The organism is Bacillus sp. JJ1566 (assembly GCF_036962685.1).
Classification (GTDB): Bacteria; Bacillota; Bacilli; order Bacillales; family Bacillaceae_L; genus Ferdinandcohnia.
The window spans coordinates 63,748-79,893 of sequence record NZ_JBALOP010000055.1 but is presented as its reverse complement, the minus strand read 5'-3'; the positions used below and the strand labels follow the sequence as shown (position 1 = coordinate 79,893).

General features: G+C 37.7%; 13 protein-coding genes. All 13 read left to right on the top strand.

All coding sequences use genetic code 11. The features are described 5' to 3' along the window. Positions 1-94 precede the first annotated feature (94 nt). On the top strand, positions 95-1,111 hold the full coding sequence (locus V7112_RS19835; RefSeq protein WP_335423091.1) for an NAD-dependent epimerase/dehydratase family protein: 1,017 nt from the start codon (positions 95-97) through the stop codon (positions 1,109-1,111). Further along, entirely contained in the window at positions 1,111-2,166 is a 1,056-nt protein-coding gene (locus V7112_RS19830) for a dihydrodipicolinate synthase family protein (protein WP_335423089.1), read from the top strand. Before V7112_RS19835 ends, V7112_RS19830 begins: the two co-directional genes overlap by 1 nt. A 21-nt stretch (positions 2,167-2,187) precedes the next feature. Then, a complete protein-coding gene (locus tag V7112_RS19825; protein WP_335423087.1) occupies positions 2,188-3,192 on the top strand; it encodes a zinc-dependent alcohol dehydrogenase in 1,005 nt (334 codons plus the stop codon). A 66-nt stretch (positions 3,193-3,258) separates the two neighbouring features. Next, positions 3,259-4,425 carry an N-acetylglucosamine-6-phosphate deacetylase gene (gene nagA / locus V7112_RS19820; RefSeq protein ID WP_335423085.1) on the top strand — a complete coding sequence of 389 codons (1,167 nt, stop codon included), beginning with the start codon at positions 3,259-3,261 and terminating at the stop codon, positions 4,423-4,425. Positions 4,426-4,459: 34 nt separating this feature from the next. Beyond that, positions 4,460-6,343: a beta-N-acetylhexosaminidase gene (locus V7112_RS19815; protein ID WP_335423083.1), complete on the top strand. Its 1,884-nt coding sequence runs from the start codon at positions 4,460-4,462 to the stop codon at positions 6,341-6,343. 28 nt (positions 6,344-6,371) lie between these two features. After that, a complete protein-coding gene (locus tag V7112_RS19810; RefSeq protein ID WP_335423081.1) occupies positions 6,372-7,715 on the top strand; it encodes a GH1 family beta-glucosidase in 1,344 nt (447 codons plus the stop codon). 48 nt (positions 7,716-7,763) lie between these two features. Next, positions 7,764-8,771, top strand: coding sequence for a Gfo/Idh/MocA family protein (locus V7112_RS19805; protein WP_335423079.1), 1,008 nt, complete (start codon positions 7,764-7,766; stop codon positions 8,769-8,771). Next, on the top strand, positions 8,768-9,742 hold the full coding sequence (locus V7112_RS19800) for a Gfo/Idh/MocA family protein (RefSeq protein WP_335423078.1): 975 nt from the start codon (positions 8,768-8,770) through the stop codon (positions 9,740-9,742). Before V7112_RS19805 ends, V7112_RS19800 begins: the two co-directional genes overlap by 4 nt. A 34-nt stretch (positions 9,743-9,776) precedes the next feature. Further along, positions 9,777-11,354 (top strand): FAD-dependent oxidoreductase, encoded by a 1,578-nt coding sequence (locus V7112_RS19795; protein WP_335423076.1) that lies wholly within the window; start codon positions 9,777-9,779, stop codon positions 11,352-11,354. A 28-nt stretch (positions 11,355-11,382) separates the two neighbouring features. Next, positions 11,383-13,224, top strand: coding sequence for a hypothetical protein (locus V7112_RS19790; protein WP_335423074.1), 1,842 nt, complete (start codon positions 11,383-11,385; stop codon positions 13,222-13,224). An 11-nt stretch (positions 13,225-13,235) separates the two neighbouring features. Then, entirely contained in the window at positions 13,236-14,819 is a 1,584-nt protein-coding gene (locus V7112_RS19785; RefSeq protein ID WP_335423072.1) for a hypothetical protein, read from the top strand. Then, positions 14,816-15,433, top strand: coding sequence for an SGNH/GDSL hydrolase family protein (locus V7112_RS19780; protein ID WP_335423071.1), 618 nt, complete (start codon positions 14,816-14,818; stop codon positions 15,431-15,433). Before V7112_RS19785 ends, V7112_RS19780 begins: the two co-directional genes overlap by 4 nt. A 194-nt stretch (positions 15,434-15,627) precedes the next feature. Then, entirely contained in the window at positions 15,628-16,074 is a 447-nt protein-coding gene (locus V7112_RS19775) for an acyl-CoA thioesterase (RefSeq protein WP_335423069.1), read from the top strand. Positions 16,075-16,146 lie beyond the last annotated feature (72 nt).

The following is a 16,146-nucleotide window of genomic DNA, read 5'->3' as shown; positions in this document are numbered from 1 at the left end:
TTTAATATAGTCGAATATAAAATGTATGTAATTAGTAAATAAGAATGATTTACTGAACAAGAACACACAAAAAGTGTATATTAGGAGGATTTAAATGAAAACGATTGCAGAAATAGAAGATTTAATGTCGACGCCAAGTGAAGATTTAATTAAGGACATCCAGCAACTCGACGGGGACATCATGATTTTAGGTGTAAGTGGGAAAATGGGACCGACCTTAGCAAAACTAACGAAAAGAGCTGTTAATCAGTCTGGCTCGCCTAAAAAAGTGATTGGTGTTGCGAGGTTTACAGATGAGAGTTTAATAGAAGAATTAGAGGCATATGGAATTGAAACAATCAAAGCAGATCTTTTGAAGGAGGAAGACCTTCAAAACCTTCCGAATGTGAAAAATATTATCTTTATGGCAGGTACAAAGTTTGGAACGGTCGGAAATGAGCATCGTACATGGGCGATGAATACTTACCTTCCAGGTCGTGTGGCTGAAAAATTTAAGGACTCACGGATCGTCGCGTTTTCTACAGGAAATGTTTATCCTTTAACTTCTGTTTTAAGCAATGGTTGTACGGAGGACGTGTCTCCAAATCCGGTTGGTGAATATGCACAATCATGCTTAGGAAGAGAACGAGTGCTTACTTATTTTTCACATAAACACCAAACGCCAGTTGTCCTTTTTAGACTTAATTATGCAATCGATCTTCGATACGGAGTTTTACTTGAAATTGCAAAATCCGTATTCAAGGGTGAACCAATTGATTTAAGAATGGGAAATGTAAATGTCATTTGGCAAGGGGATGCAAATGAATATGCCATTCGCTCATTATTACATACAAATCATCCTCCACAAATCATCAATGTGACCGGACCAGAGACGCTTTCAGTCAGATGGTTAGCAAATGAATTCGGAAAAAGAATGGAAAAGGAACCGTTATTTGTAAATAGTGAAAGCCCAACAGCACTACTTAACAATGCTTCTTATGCTCATAAATTATTTGGCTATCCAAAGGTTACAGTTCAACAGATGATTGATATGATTGCTGACTGGGTCGTTAGTGATGGGCAAACCATCAATAAACCAACTCATTTCCAAGAAAGAGAAGGTGCATTTTAATGTTAAAAGAGGCTGTTAAGAAAAAGCTTCATGAGGGCACTGTGATTCCTGCACATCCGCTTGCATTAACAGAAGAAAGAAAGCTTGATGAAACAGGACAGCGTGCATTAACTCGCTACTACATCGATGCTGGTGTCGGTGGAATTGCAGTTGGCGTTCATACTACGCAGTTTGAAATTCGTGATCCTGAATTCAATCTTTATCAAAAGGTGTTATCGATTGCCCTTGAAGAAACACAACGTGCCAATGTTCCTGATGATTTTATCATGGTTGCTGGGATTTGTGGACCTACAGAACAGGCGGTTGCGGAGGCGTCTTTTAGCAAAGAGGCTGGCTATGATTTAGGACTTTTGAGTATGGGTGGTTTAAACCATCTGTCTGAAAATGAGTTACTGGAACGTGCTGAAAAAGTAGCAGAAATTATCCCGGTATTCGGCTTTTATTTACAACCAGCTGTTGGCGGAAGAATTTTCTCATACGAATTTTGGGAGCGTTTTGCTGCCATTCCAAATGTGTATGCGATAAAAATTGCTCCGTTTGACAGATATTGTTCAATAGATGTAGTTCGTGCCGTTTGCAATTCTCCTCGAAATGAAGAAATTGCTTTATATACAGGAAATGACGATAATATCATAAATGATTTGGTAACAACATTTGAATTTAATGTCGGCAATCAAACTGTGGAAAAGAAAATCGTTGGTGGTCTTCTAGGACATTGGTCAGTTTGGACCAAACGAGTTGTTGAGACATTTGAGGAAGTGAAAAAGGTCAGAGATAAAGATGCCATTCCAAAAAAGCTATTGACACTTGGTCAACAAATTACGGATGCCAATGCAGCGATATTTGATTCTCGAAATAGCTTCAAAGGAAGCATAGCTGGTATTAATGAAATCTTAGCAAGACAGGGATTGCTTCAAGGAAATTGGTGTTTAGTTGATCGAGAAGTATTAAGCCCAGGTCAAGCAGAAGAGTTAGATCGTGTTTATGCTAGTTATCCGCATTTGCATGATGATGAATTTGTAAAAGCGAATTTATCAAAATGGTTAGCTAAATAATCGATGGAAGAAGGATTTCAAATGAAAAGAATTGTAGCTCGCAACAAGAAAATTGAAATCATTGAAGATGAAATACCAAGTATAGAAGGAAAACCTTCCTATATTATAGTCAAAACATTGTATTCAGTCATTTCCCCAGGCACAGAACTAACGATACTTTCAAATAGCGAAAACAAACAGGTTCACCTTGGCTACAGTGCGATGGGTGAAGTTGTTGAATGTGGTAGCGAAATCACCGATGTTAAAAAAGGGGATCTCGTTGCTTGTTACGGTGCACCCTATGTTCACCATGATGAATATTTACAAGTGCCGAAAACATTGTATGCTAAGGTACCCGAATCAGTGGACCCGAAAGAAGCAGCTCTAGGTGGACTAGGAGCAATAGCGATTCATGCACTAAGAATTGCTAACCTGCAATTTGGTGAAACAGTTGTGATTGTAGGTTTAGGGGTTTTAGGGCAATTAATTGCTAAAATAGCCAATGCAGCAGCCTATAATGTGATAGCGTATGATCTCCACGAAAGTCGAGTAGACATGATAAAGAAAGGAAATATCAAATCGTTTGCCACTATAGAAGAAATGGAAGAGGCCATTCAGATTGATACGAAAGCTCATGGAGCCGATGCGGTCCTTTTATGTGCGGGAGGTAAACGCTCTCCACTCACTCATGAATGTTTGAAATGGATTCGCAACAAAGGGAAGGCAGTCATTGTCGGTGATATTGAGCCAGACTTTCCAAGAGACTTAATGTTTGGTAAAGAAGCTCAACTACTCATATCACGAGCAGGCGGTCCCGGAAGATACGACAAAGTTTATGAAAGGGAAGCCATTGATTATCCTTATGAATATATTCGCTGGACAGAAGGAAGGAACCTTGAAGAATATATTCGTCTCATTAAGGAAAAACGGATTGATGTCGGTCCGTTTATTTCAGAAACTGTTGAATTTAGTGAGGCACCACAGGAATTTGAAAAACTGTTTAACAAGGAATCTACGACACTAACAAAATTAATTCACTTTTCGTAAGGTCTATGAAAAAATAAGTCATTTTATAAAGAAAATAGGCTGTAAATGGAAAGGATTTTGAGTCAAATGATGCGTAACCATTATTACTTACAAGGAAATGTTGTTACCGATAAAAAAGTATATAAAAATATGGTCATAGAAATCAAAGATGGAAAAATCAATTTCATTGGCACAACGGCCGATTTAAAAAATGTGGATCTGCCCTTCTATCAAATAGATGGGTGGATCTGTCCTAGTTTTATCGATACACATATACATGGTCTAAATGGTGATGATTTTATGGACCGTACAAAGGAAGGTTTTTATCGCATTCAAGATGGGCTCCCATCCTTTGGTGTGACAAGTTTCTTGTCAACATCAAGGGCAGCTACATTAGAGGATATTAAAACCTTCCTTTTATTAAGTAAACAAATAGTCACCGAAGAACGAAGTGGTGCTCAACTGTTGGGTGTTCACCTGGAAGGGCCTTGGATTAATCAAAAATATAAAGGTGCTCAAAAAGCAGAGTACATAATAGATCCTGATATTGCGGATTTATATTCCATCCTTCATTTGGCAGATGATTTGATTCGAATTGTAACATTGGCTCCGGAGCTTCCAAATGCAAGAGAGGTTATGAAGGTCCTTCATGAAAACAAGGTGGCCATTTCGGCAGGACATACAGATGCATCATATGATGATATCGAACAAGCGATTCAATACGGACTATCGAGAGTTACGCATTGTTTTAATGGGATGGCTCCGATTACACATCGCGAATTAACTGCCGCGTTTGCAGCACTTGATTTACAAGAATTACACTGTGAAGTCATAGCAGATGGCTTTCATGTACATACAAAAATCCTAGAACTGCTATACAAAATGAAGGGTATTGATCAAATCACATTAATTTCCGATTGCACTGGAACGAATCAATTACCAGATGGTTGTCATCAAATTGGTGGTAAGACCGTCTACAAACAAGGTGGAAAAGTAACATTGGCGAATGGCAGTCTTGCAGGAAGTTCTTTAACTCTAGACAAGGCGGTTCAATATATTGTTAACAATTGCGGGATTCCGATTGAAGAGGCTGTTCAAATGGCTGCCTATAATCCAGCAATTGTATGCGGCGTTAGTAATCGAAAAGGCAGAATCGCTGTTGGATATGATGCTGATCTTGTCATTTTATCGAATAAATTGGAAGTGGACTACACGATTTTAAGAGGAGAAATTGTTTTTCAGCATAATCAATAATCGAATAGTAAAAATACGAAAAGAGGTATCAAATATGAAAATTCATTTATTGGGTGAAACTAGTTCAATTATTGAAGGTTTAGTATTATTGACCGATGATTTGGGTATTGAATTACATGAAAAAGGATTGCCGATAACTGTTACTCAAAGGGTGGGTCCTATTCATGTTAGCAATAAGGATGGAAAAGGTGAAATTGGCTATCAGGAAAAAATCCATTTCTATCGTGCAATTGGTCTGTGGTTAGAGAATTATCAAAAAAATGGTGAATTTGAGTTAACAGAACAACCCCAATTTCAAACAAGTGGTGTCATGCTTGATGTTTCTAGAAATGCAGTATTAAAAGTAGATGAAGTACAAGGGCTTCTCAGGAAATTAGCGGTAATGGGCTTAAATGTCGTTATGCTTTATACAGAGGATACCTATGAGGTTCCGGAATATCCATATTTCGGGTATATGCGTGGCAGATACACAGAAGACGAATTAAAAATTTGTGATGAATATGCTGGAAGCCTCGGTATTGAAATGATTCCTTGTATCCAGACCCTTGCCCATTTAACAATGGCATTAAAATGGGGCTATGCAAAAGATATGAGAGATACAGCTGATATTTTATTAGTTGGTGAATCAAAAACATACCAATTTATTGAAAGTATGATTAAGGCAGCTTCAAAACCATTCAAATCAAACCGAATTCACATTGGGATGGATGAAGCTCATCAGCTGGGGCTTGGCCGATATTTAGATGAAAATGGATATGAGAACCGCTTTGAGATCATGAACAAACATTTAGACCAAGTTGTATCAATCGCTGAACGTCAAGGCTTAAAGCCAATGATTTGGAGTGACATGTATTTCCGTTTAGGGTCGAAACACGGTGAATATTATGATGAAGACGTTCATATTCCAAAAGAAGCAATTGACTCTATACCAGAAAATGTTCAACTTGTTTATTGGGACTACTATCATGCGGATGAAGAATTTTACCGTTCTTATATCCAGAAACATAAAGAGTTAGGGAGAGATACAATTTTTGCTGGTGGGGCATGGACATGGAATGGAATTTCTCCAAATTACGGAAGAGCATTTGTCACAACTGAGGCTGCATTGACCGCGTGTAAAAAAGATGGATTACAAGAAGTTTTTACAACGTTATGGGGAGACAATGGAGCGGAAACTCCATTAACAACTGCACTTCCTGTCATCCAGCTTTATGCGGAGCATACTTATCACGAATCAGTTACAAGAGAACATTTAGCGCAGCGCTTTCATTTTTGTACGGGGAATCATATTGATGATTTTCTCGTCCTTAATCAATTAGATGAAACTCCAGGTGTGATGGAAAATAATTTGAACTCATCAAATGCATCAAAGTTCCTATTGTGGCAAGATCTTCTTTTTGGACTATTTGATGAGAATATCCGTGGGTTAAAAATGAATGAACATTATCAAAAGCTTGCTCCTGAATTAAAGGCCGCAAAGGAAAGAAATGCTAACGCAATTGTCATTTTTGAGTTCTATGAACAATTAGCGAATGTTCTAAGTATAAAGGCAGAAATAGGAATCCAGTTGAAGGCTGCATATGACCAAGGTGATAAGGAAGTAATGTCCGACCTTTTAGGAGTCGTTAAAGAATTGGCTAACGAGGTTCGAATTCTTCATACGAAGCATAGAGAAGTTTGGTTTAGTTTATATAAACCATTTGGTTGGGAAATTATCGAGTTTCGCTATGGAGGGTTAGTAGCCCGAATGGAAACTACAGAATTAAGGATCCAGCAGTGGTTAGATGGTTCAATCGATAGAATTGAAGAATTAGAGGAAAAGAGATTAGTACATGATGGTCCAAACGGAATACTAGAGGGATCTTTAGGAAACCACTTTTACCACCGAATTGCAACAGCGGGTAATTTTAATTGGTGATTATATCTATTAATAGGAGGGAATACGTTTGCCTATTATTCAGTTTCCAAAAAGTATGAAATGGGGGACTGCGACGGCTGCTTATCAAGTTGAAGGAGCAGCATTTGAGGATGGGAGAGGGTTATCCATATGGGATACCTTTTCCCATACCCCTGGTAAAGTGAAGAATGGTGATAATGGTGACATCGCATGTGATAGCTATCATCGTTATCCGGAGGATATTGACTTATTGGATCAATTAGGTGCGAATGTGTACCGCTTTTCAGTGTCGTGGCCAAGGATTTATCCAAATGGAAAAGGAGAACTTAATTCAGTTGGTTTGCAATATTATCATAATTTAGTAGATCGATTGGTGGAAAAAGGAATCGAGCCAATGCTTACTCTTTACCACTGGGACCTTCCACAAGCCCTTCAAGATCAAGGTGGTTGGGCAAATCGAGATACTGTTGAGGCTTTTAGCCAATATGCAATAACAATCTTTAGAGAGTTCAATGGGAAGGTAAAATATTGGCAAACCATTAATGAACCTTTATGTGCTGCTTTCTTATCAAATTATCGAGGCGTTCATGCACCAGGGTATCAGGACCTACAGTTAGCTGTAGATGTTTCCCATCATTTGGTGTTAGCACATGGGAAAGCTGTTAGGGTGTTTAGAGAACTAGGAATAGAAGGCCAGATTGGAACAGCTACGAATACAACTTGGAGGGAACCTTTTAGTGATCGAATAGAAGATATCGAAGCCTGCAGGAGAGAGATTGGACATAATATTGATTGGTTTCTAGATCCAATTTTTAAGGGAGAGTATCCACAATATTTGGTGGAGTGGTTTAAAAAGAAAGGCGCGGAACTCCATATTGAAGACGGAGACATGGAGATCATCCAACAGCCTATTGATTTTATTGGTGTTAATTATTATTCCGGTAATGTCGCTCGTTATAAAGAAAATGCTGGATTGCTAGATATTGAGAATATTGAAATCGATTATAACCACACATATATCGGATGGCCCATCTATGCAGACGGCTTTTATAAAGTGTTTCATTATCTAGCAGAGCGTTATGGGAATGTACCGCTATTTATTACTGAAAATGGAGCTTGTTGTGTTGATGAACTTGCCAATGGGAAAGTGAATGATCAAGATCGAATTGACTATTATAAGCAACATTTAACTGCTGTAAGTAGAGCCATTGAATCGGGAATACCTATCATAGGTTATCTAGCATGGTCGTTATTAGATAATTTCGAGTGGGCGGAAGGTTATGGCAAACGTTTTGGTCTAGTATATGTAGACTTTCATTCATTAGAGCGAATAAAAAAAGAAAGCTACCACTGGTTTAAAGAAGTTATTGCAAATGGTTCGATAGATGTATAAATCTTTTTGTAAGGTAACTTCCGGAAATTGAGGAAAGAGGTCGATTTTATGCAAAATGTTTTATTGATTGGCGCTGGAACAATGGGGATGGAGCATGCCAAATCCTACTATTCGATGGATGATGTTCAGATTGTTGGAATCGTTGATGTAAGAAAAGAGCAAGCAGAACAAATTGTTAATGGTCATGATACGAAGATTTTTAATACGGTAGAAGATGCGGTAAACACTCTCGAACAGATTGATGTAATGGATATTTGTGTTCCGACTTTTTTGCATAAAGAGTATGTGATGAAAGCAGCAGATTTTGGAATCGATGTCATATGCGAAAAACCATTAGCTTACACACTTGAAGATGCTAAAGAAATGCTGGAGTACTGTGATAAGAAAAATGTGAAATTATTTGTCGGGCATGTTGTTCGTTTCTTCCCTCAGTACTCAAAAGCAAAAGAGCTTATTGCTAAGGGAGCAATTGGTGATATTGGGGTCGTTCGAACTAGAAGAGGTGGAAATTTTCCAGCAGGATGGAGCGATTGGTATTCAGACCATACGAAAAGTGGTGGGGTCATACTAGATTTAATCATCCATGATTTTGATTTTCTACGTTGGACCTTTGGGGAAGTGGAGCGAGTATTTGCGAAAGGAATTGCTGAAAGAAATCTTGAACATCTTGATTATGCCATTGTAACATTGGTGTTTAAATCTGGAGTAATCGCACATGTTGAGGGTTCATGGGCACACCAAACTTTTTCAACTCAATTTGAATTTGCGGGAAAAAGCGGGATTATCGAATATGATAGTTTAAAAGAAGAGCCTGTTTTACTTTCGATTAGACAATTAGATGAGGAAAAAAATGGTGTTGAAGTACCTCAAAGCCCTTTGAAAAAGTCTCCGTATTATGTTGAACTTGAGCATTTTTTGAAATGTTTAAAAACGAATGAGACTCCGATTGTTACAGCAGAAGATGCATATAAAGCATTGGAAATATCAGATGCTGCCCTTAAATCTTTAAAAACAGGGTTACCTGTCACTCTATCAAAAGGGGGAGAACTGACATGAAGATTGGAATCATTAGCTTTGCCCATATGCATGCCAATAGTTATGCATCCGTTATAATAGACATGGAAGGTGTCACATTATCTGGTATCGCCGATGAAAATGAAGAAAGAGGCAAGAAATACTCACAGCTTTTTGATACAGTTTATTATAAAAATTATCAGGATTTACTTGATACTGATCTTGATGCAGTTATTGTGACATCCGAAAACAGTTTTCACCATCAGCATGTAATTTCTGCAGCTAAAGCGGGGAAGCATGTTTTATGTGAAAAACCATTAGCCACCAATGTAAAAGATATAGAAGAAATGATTAGTGTATGTGAAAAGCACGGAGTTCTGTTGGGAACAGCTTTTCCTGTCCGATTTAATACACCAATTCAACAAGCTAAAAAAGCGATTGAAGAAGGAGTATTAGGGGATATTTTAGCCATTAAAGGAACAAATCGGGGAACCAATCCTGGGGGCTGGTTTATTGATAAGGAGAAATCGGGTGGTGGCGCGGTACTTGACCATACGGTTCATGTTGTCGATATTATGAGGTGGTTTACAGAGGCAGAAGTGAAAGAAGTTTACGCTGAAATTGGGAATGTCTATATTGACCATCCGATAGATGATTGTGGAATTCTTACAATGGAATTTACAAACGGAATGTTTGCCTCTCTAGATTGCAGTTGGTCAAGAAATAGTTCCTATCCTACCTGGGGCGATGTAACAATGGAAATTATCGGTACCAATGGCACTTTAAAGATTGACGCGTTTTCCCAAAAAATCGATTTCTACTCCAATCAGGATGGGGTCAAGTGGGTTGGCTGGGGAGATGATATGGACGCTGGCCTGATTGAGGATTTCGTTGCTAGTATTAAAGAAGGAAGATCCCCACTAGCAACAGGGCAATCAGGATTGAAAGCGGTAGAAGTGGCATTAGCAGCCTATCAATCTTTCGAGAAAAAAACACCCGTAAAATTGATTTAATCACATGTAAACTGGACAAAAATGAGGTGATGTATTGACAGTCTCAAAAGAACTACAGGCAGATATAGTGATTATTGGTGGAGGTCTCGGAGGATGTGCTACTGCATTATCTGCTTTACAATCTGGAAAAAACGTGGTTTTAACCGAGGAGACGAAGTGGATTGGTGGTCAATTAACAAACCAAGGGGTCCCACCAGATGAGCATCCTTGGATTGAAAGCTTTGGAGCAACGAGAAGCTATCGGAAATTCCGAAGAAAAATAAGAGAATACTATCATACTAATTTTTCAGTAAAATCCTTCGAACGAACGAATGATCAATTTAATCCTGGTAATGCTATTGTCAGCAAAATTAGTCACGAGCCAAGAGTTGCATTAAGGGTGCTTTACGACATGCTAGCTCCGTATATAAGCAATGGAAAGCTAACGTTATTAACAGAGTATAATATCATTCAAGCAGAAACTGAACAAGATCAGGTACAAACAGTTACTGTTCAGCATTCAAGTACTGGGCACTCCTACCTGTTAAAAGGAAAGTATTTTTTAGATGCAACGGAAATGGGAGATGTCTTACCACTTGCCGGTGTTGAGTATGTCATTGGAGCTGAATCACGGAACGAAACAGGTGAAGCTCATGCAGCAAAGGATGCAGACCCCTTTAATATGCAGGCATTTACCTATTGTTTTGCGATTGATCATATTGAAGGCGAAGATCATACTATTGAGAAGCCTGTTCAATATGAATTTTGGAAAAACTACCAGGCTGAATTTTGGCCAGCCAAGCAATTAAGCTGGTGGGGACTAGTGCCTCATACATTGGAACCGATTGAGTACTCGTTATTTTACGAAGCAAATCGCTTTTCATTATGGAATTACCGTCGAATTATCGATAAAAATCATTTTGAACCAGGTACGTTTCAAAGTGATATTACAATTGTTAATTGGCCGCAAAATGATTATTGGTTAGGTCCTATCATTGATGTATCCGATGACGAGAAAGAAAAGCATCTATATAATGCCAAACAGTTAAGTTTGTCTCTTCTTTATTGGATGCAAACGGAGGCACCTCGTCCAGATGGTGGCAAAGGGTATCCTGGTATACGGTTAAGAAAAGATATTTTAGGAACAGAAGATGGTTTAGCAATGTACCCATATATCCGTGAATCACGAAGAATTAAAGCACAATTTACAGTGAAGGAACAGCATATCAGTGGTGAAATTAAGGGGAAAGAAAGTGCTACTTATTTTGACGATAGCGTAGGGATTGGGAGCTACCGTTTAGATCTTCATCCGAGTACAGGTATGGATACATATATTGATATTTCAGCCCATCCATTCCAAATTCCGCTTGGCAGTTTAATACCTATCCGTGTTCAAAATTTATTGCCTGCGAGTAAGAATATCGGGACCACTCATCTGACAAATGGCTGTTATCGACTGCATCCAGTGGAATGGAATATCGGGGAAGCTGCAGGCCATCTCGCGGCCTATTGTATTGAACATAGTATTTTGCCACATGAAGTCAGAAATCTGGAAGAAAAACGAAAGGATTTTCAGTCGCGGTTAGTGAAGGCTGGAATTGAACTCGAGTGGCCAAAAGTTCATAAAATATGATTAAGTTAAAGAGTGGAGTGGATACGTATTGATCGCTCTCGTTGACAAAAGTATGCAAATGAAAAGCTTTGTTAAATTCAATCATTATTTTTCAGATATCAATCAACTTTTACAACAGAACCTTAGTCAATATTCGTTTATCTTTATTAATGGTAATGACAATGGGACGCCAATGAAATTATCGTATGAAATGCTAGAAACACTTTGGGATTTTGTACAACAAGGAGGGACTTTATATGGTGAGCTTATCAATTGTAATGACTTTCCATCGTCTCGCCTTTTTGGATTCAAGCAGGACTTTCCAGTGACTAATCGTCGTTTAGAAAAACTAGTGATCACGACTGATAGCCAATATTGCAAAAAAGGTCAGCTCCTTGATTGGCAAGGTCCCTTTTTAACAGGATTTACCTTTGACACGGAAAGACTTCTGGATATCGGTCATTTTGAAGAGACCCATATAACTGATGAAGTTGGGAAATACCCTGGAATAGTTGTGAAAAAACATGGGAAAGGGAAATCCGTTTTTTCGTCGTTTTCCTTTTTAGGGAATGAACAGATTTGGACATTACGACCAAATTGGTTATGGAACCATGTTATCAAATGGCTTCAAATGGAGTATCATGTGCCACTTAGGTTTATGCAACCGATAATTCAACCTTCAAAGGAATTTGATATTGAAAAAACAATTGATAAGGGTATGAGTTGGTTTTTAAACTCTGGTATTTTACCTAAGGAAGATGGAAGTCTCGGAGTTTATGAAAATGTCCATTCGATTCGAAGCGACATTAGTATGGATTTTCGACCAGATTGTCACGCACATACTGCACTTTTATTTTACCTATACGGAGAATATAAGAAGGAACGTAAATGGGTAGAAAAATCTCATAATTTACTAAACTACTTATTTGAAGAGGGCTATCAGGATACAGATCCGGGTTCAGGTACATATGGTTTTTGGAAATGGTTTCAAAGCCCGAGGAATAAACCAGATCAACTATTCTCGGATGATAATAGTTGGGTAGCATTGGTTCTATTATATTTATACCGTAAATCAGGTAAACAAATATATAAAGAGAGGGGCTTATTAACGGCCTATGCTCTTTTACAAACGCAAAATAAAAATGGACTGCGATTGGAATGTATTCGTGAACAAGAACTAATTGACAATGGCACTGCTTATTTCAAAAATTCAACCCTGGCTAGTATGAACCCTCATTTTGAATCGATTGCCCATGCTGCCTTTATCCAAGCCTATTATGTTTCAAAGGATGAACTGTTTTTACAAACTGCTTATCAAGGCACGTTAACAATGCTTGAGAATAAACGTGATTTGAAGTTCATGTATAGTAAAACGGCCGGATATAGTAGATTCTTATTATCCTTAGCTCAATTGTATGGTGTTACAAAGGATGATACCGTTCGGAAAGGATTATATGAAATTCTTGATTACTTAGTCGACAATCAACATGAACTTGGTGGAATTGAGGAAAGTGATAATCCAGATCCCGAACGATATGGTACAGAGGATACGGGTGTGTTCCGAATGAATAATGAAGGGATTGCAGATCAATTGTATACGAATAACTTCTTACTCATGAATACATGGGAGGCTTGGAAAGCAACTGGGGACCCAGCGGTAAAAGAGGTTAATGAGAAACTGGTTCGGTTTTTATCCAGCATTCAAATCATTTCTCCTAAAAAGGAATTTAATGGTGGCTGGATGCGTTCTTTTCATTTAGATGGTGAGGAGTATTTTGGCAATAATGGTGACACTGGATGGGGTGCATATGTGATAGAAAGTGGTTGGACGAATGCCATTATCCTTTCAGGTCTAATTTTAAGGGAATTAAATCAAGCGCTACTAGAGTAAGGAGGTACAATATGGCGGTTTCATGTAGCATTCTAAATTATGATAAACCAATTCTATTTGCAAAAGAAGAGTTGCTTAAGTATACAGCTCGGGTCGGGCAGGACATTTCTTATTCATTTGTGTTAGGACTGGAACAAGATTTTTTTGAACAGGGCTTAATAAAACAATCTGAATTTAAAGATGAACCCATAGGGGATTTTTTTCGATTTGTTCAAAAGGGAAGCGAGATTTATATTATCGGATCAAATGCGAGATCTGTACTTTATGGTGTTTATCATATCTGTAAAAAGTTTTTTGGATATAAGTGGGTTAACTTTTTATCTAAAGAAAAAAGCGAGTACAAGGAAGTTTGTTTTATAAAGTCAGAAATCCATAGCGGAAAAATGGTAAGAAGAGGCTTAGTTATTGAAAATTATGATGATATTTCATTTCTACTAAAAGTAATCGATTGGGCAGCGAAACACTATCTGAATGAACTGTTTTTTACGTTTATGCTATGGGACAAAGTACAACATGTAGTAGAAAAAGAGATTGAAAAGCGTGGACTGACTATTACAATTGGCGGACATAGTATGCACTACTTATTAAAAAGTATCTCAGTTTCAGAAAAAAAACAGATTGATTTTTCTGATGATAGCTGGAAAGGCTTGCTAATTGAAAAAATAAATAATTATGTTATAGAAACACCTTCTGTCAGCCGACTATCTTTATGGCCAGCCGATTTTGGGATAGAGGATGACGATCACTTTTTAGCCCGTTACATTGAATTTACTGAACAAGTAAAAAATCAGATTCCCAGAATTGAAGTAGAACATATAGCTTACAATGCGGGATTATCTTGGGATATGTTAGAGTTACCAGGTAATTTGGATAGTTCTAAAACAGTAAATACGTTATTCGCCTATTGGGGTAGGAATTATCAGCAATCTTTTACGAATGAGGAAAGAGCATTTAAGGCTTTACAAAAATGGTGTCATGTAACGAAAGCCTCTCAACAAGAAATAACGATTTTTGAATATTATAGCGATCACTTTATGTTAGGTGATCTATTTCCACCGTTATTTCATCGAATTCATGAAGATATTGAAGTCTACTCCAAGCTTGGAATTAAACAAATGGTCAACCTCATTGTTCCATATCTACCAAAGGAAAATGCCAAACAAATAGATTTTAACTTTCCATGGGAATCTTTACAGTTAATGAACAGTTATTATTTTGCACGATTAACGTGGGGTGATTCTATTGAAGACATTGAAGAAGACTTTTATTCCATCTTTCATGAGCATCAAAAGTTTGTCAAAGAAGTTCTTGAAAAACTGGAATCAGCGCTTTCGGAAGTATCGAAATGGAATGTGCCATTATTTCCGAGCCGGCTGATAGATCCTGAAAAAGTTGAAAGTTTTGATGATCTACATTTAATTATCTCTGACTTAAAGCGTTGGAAAAGAGAGCTCGAACAATTGAAGGTCCACTCGGATTTAGAAATGAAAGATCCCTTTAGCCTGATTGCTTTTTATCTGAATTATGTGTGTGAAAAGCTAGAGGATTACTTACACCAATGGAATGATAAAGTAGATGTAGGAGGGAGAGCATGAAACAACGAATTGTCTTTATTGGTGATAGTATCACGTGGTGGGGCATTAGCGAGAGTGATCCGATTGGAACTGGATATGTACGTTTGCTTCATGATTACTTGAAGGTTACTAATCCAGATAGAGATTTGGAAATTATAAACAAAGGGATTAGCGGAAATCGTGTTACAGACTTGGCTGTTCGGTGGGAGCACGATGTCATTTCCTTTCAACCGGATATAGCTTCAATTTCAATTGGTATCAATGATGTTTGGAGACAAGTGGATTCTCCTGAAATAGAACAAGTGTTACCGCAACAATTCGAAGAAGTGTTAGAACATCTACTTAATAATATTAAGCAAAAAACCAAAGCTTCAATCGTTTTAATGGAGCCTACGGTGATATCGGAGGATATTCAGGGAAAAGGAAATATCTTGCTAAGACCTTATATTGAAATCATCCATAGATTAGCTAAAAAATATTACGCAGTTGTCGTTCCAACCCATCAGGCATTTATTACGTTCTTGCAACATAAGAAAGACTTTCCACTTACAATTGACGGTGTACATATGAACACCGCGGGTAATATGCTAATGGCAAAAACATGGATATGTGCAACAAAAGATCTATTTAAATAAAATACTTGGATTTAAGTTTTAGTTGATGAGTCCCTAAATTTACTTTTTTGAAAGGTCAGAGGTTGCACCTAGTGCAGCCTCTTTTTACTCTTCTTACACTTTTGTTCCATATGGAGAAACGTCAATGTAGCAAATGAAACTATTAAGTACTATTATAGAAGGAAGAATACGAAAAAGATTGTGAGGGTTATGAAATGAAGGTGCACAAATATCACTTTAGGGTGGAGTGGGGGGATACCGATGCGGCAGGGATTGTATTTTCCCCTAATTTTTATAAATGGATGGATCAGGCAGCACATTATTATTTTGAAAGTATCGGTTTTCCATTATCAAAATTAGTTAGAGATGAAAGAATAGGTATACCTTTACTTGAGTCCAAGTGTACTTTTCAAAAGCCTCTATATTTTGAGGACGATGTAGTCATTGAAACCACGATTCGTGAAATGCGTGATAAAGTCATCCATTTTGTACATGAGTTTTATAAAGACGATAAGCAAATTGCGAATGGCTATCAGATTCGTGCGGTCGCAAGCATCTCTGAAGATAACCTAAAAGCCATTTCAATTCCCGAGCCTATTAGAAAAGCAATTATGGCGAGCGAGATCATTCAACAAAGCAATGTCATTTCAAATACTAACTAATGAAATGTACTTTTCTAAGGTTTTTTCTTAGGGGTGACTCCAAAGGCGGTCACCCTATTTTAGTATGCATTG

Bases quoted from the DNA above. Each gene is read 5' to 3' on its own strand.
- V7112_RS19835 (WP_335423091.1), top strand. From the start codon at position 95: ATGAAAACGATTGCAGAAATAGAAGATTTAATGTCGACGCCAAGTGAA.
- V7112_RS19830 (WP_335423089.1), top strand. From the start codon at position 1,111: ATGTTAAAAGAGGCTGTTAAGAAAAAGCTTCATGAGGGCACTGTGATT.
- V7112_RS19825 (WP_335423087.1), top strand. From the start codon at position 2,188: ATGAAAAGAATTGTAGCTCGCAACAAGAAAATTGAAATCATTGAAGAT.
- nagA (WP_335423085.1), top strand. From the start codon at position 3,259: ATGATGCGTAACCATTATTACTTACAAGGAAATGTTGTTACCGATAAA.
- V7112_RS19815 (WP_335423083.1), top strand. From the start codon at position 4,460: ATGAAAATTCATTTATTGGGTGAAACTAGTTCAATTATTGAAGGTTTA.
- V7112_RS19805 (WP_335423079.1), top strand. From the start codon at position 7,764: ATGCAAAATGTTTTATTGATTGGCGCTGGAACAATGGGGATGGAGCAT.
- V7112_RS19800 (WP_335423078.1), top strand. From the start codon at position 8,768: ATGAAGATTGGAATCATTAGCTTTGCCCATATGCATGCCAATAGTTAT.
- V7112_RS19785 (WP_335423072.1), top strand. From the start codon at position 13,236: ATGGCGGTTTCATGTAGCATTCTAAATTATGATAAACCAATTCTATTT.
- V7112_RS19780 (WP_335423071.1), top strand. From the start codon at position 14,816: ATGAAACAACGAATTGTCTTTATTGGTGATAGTATCACGTGGTGGGGC.
- V7112_RS19775 (WP_335423069.1), top strand. From the start codon at position 15,628: ATGAAGGTGCACAAATATCACTTTAGGGTGGAGTGGGGGGATACCGAT.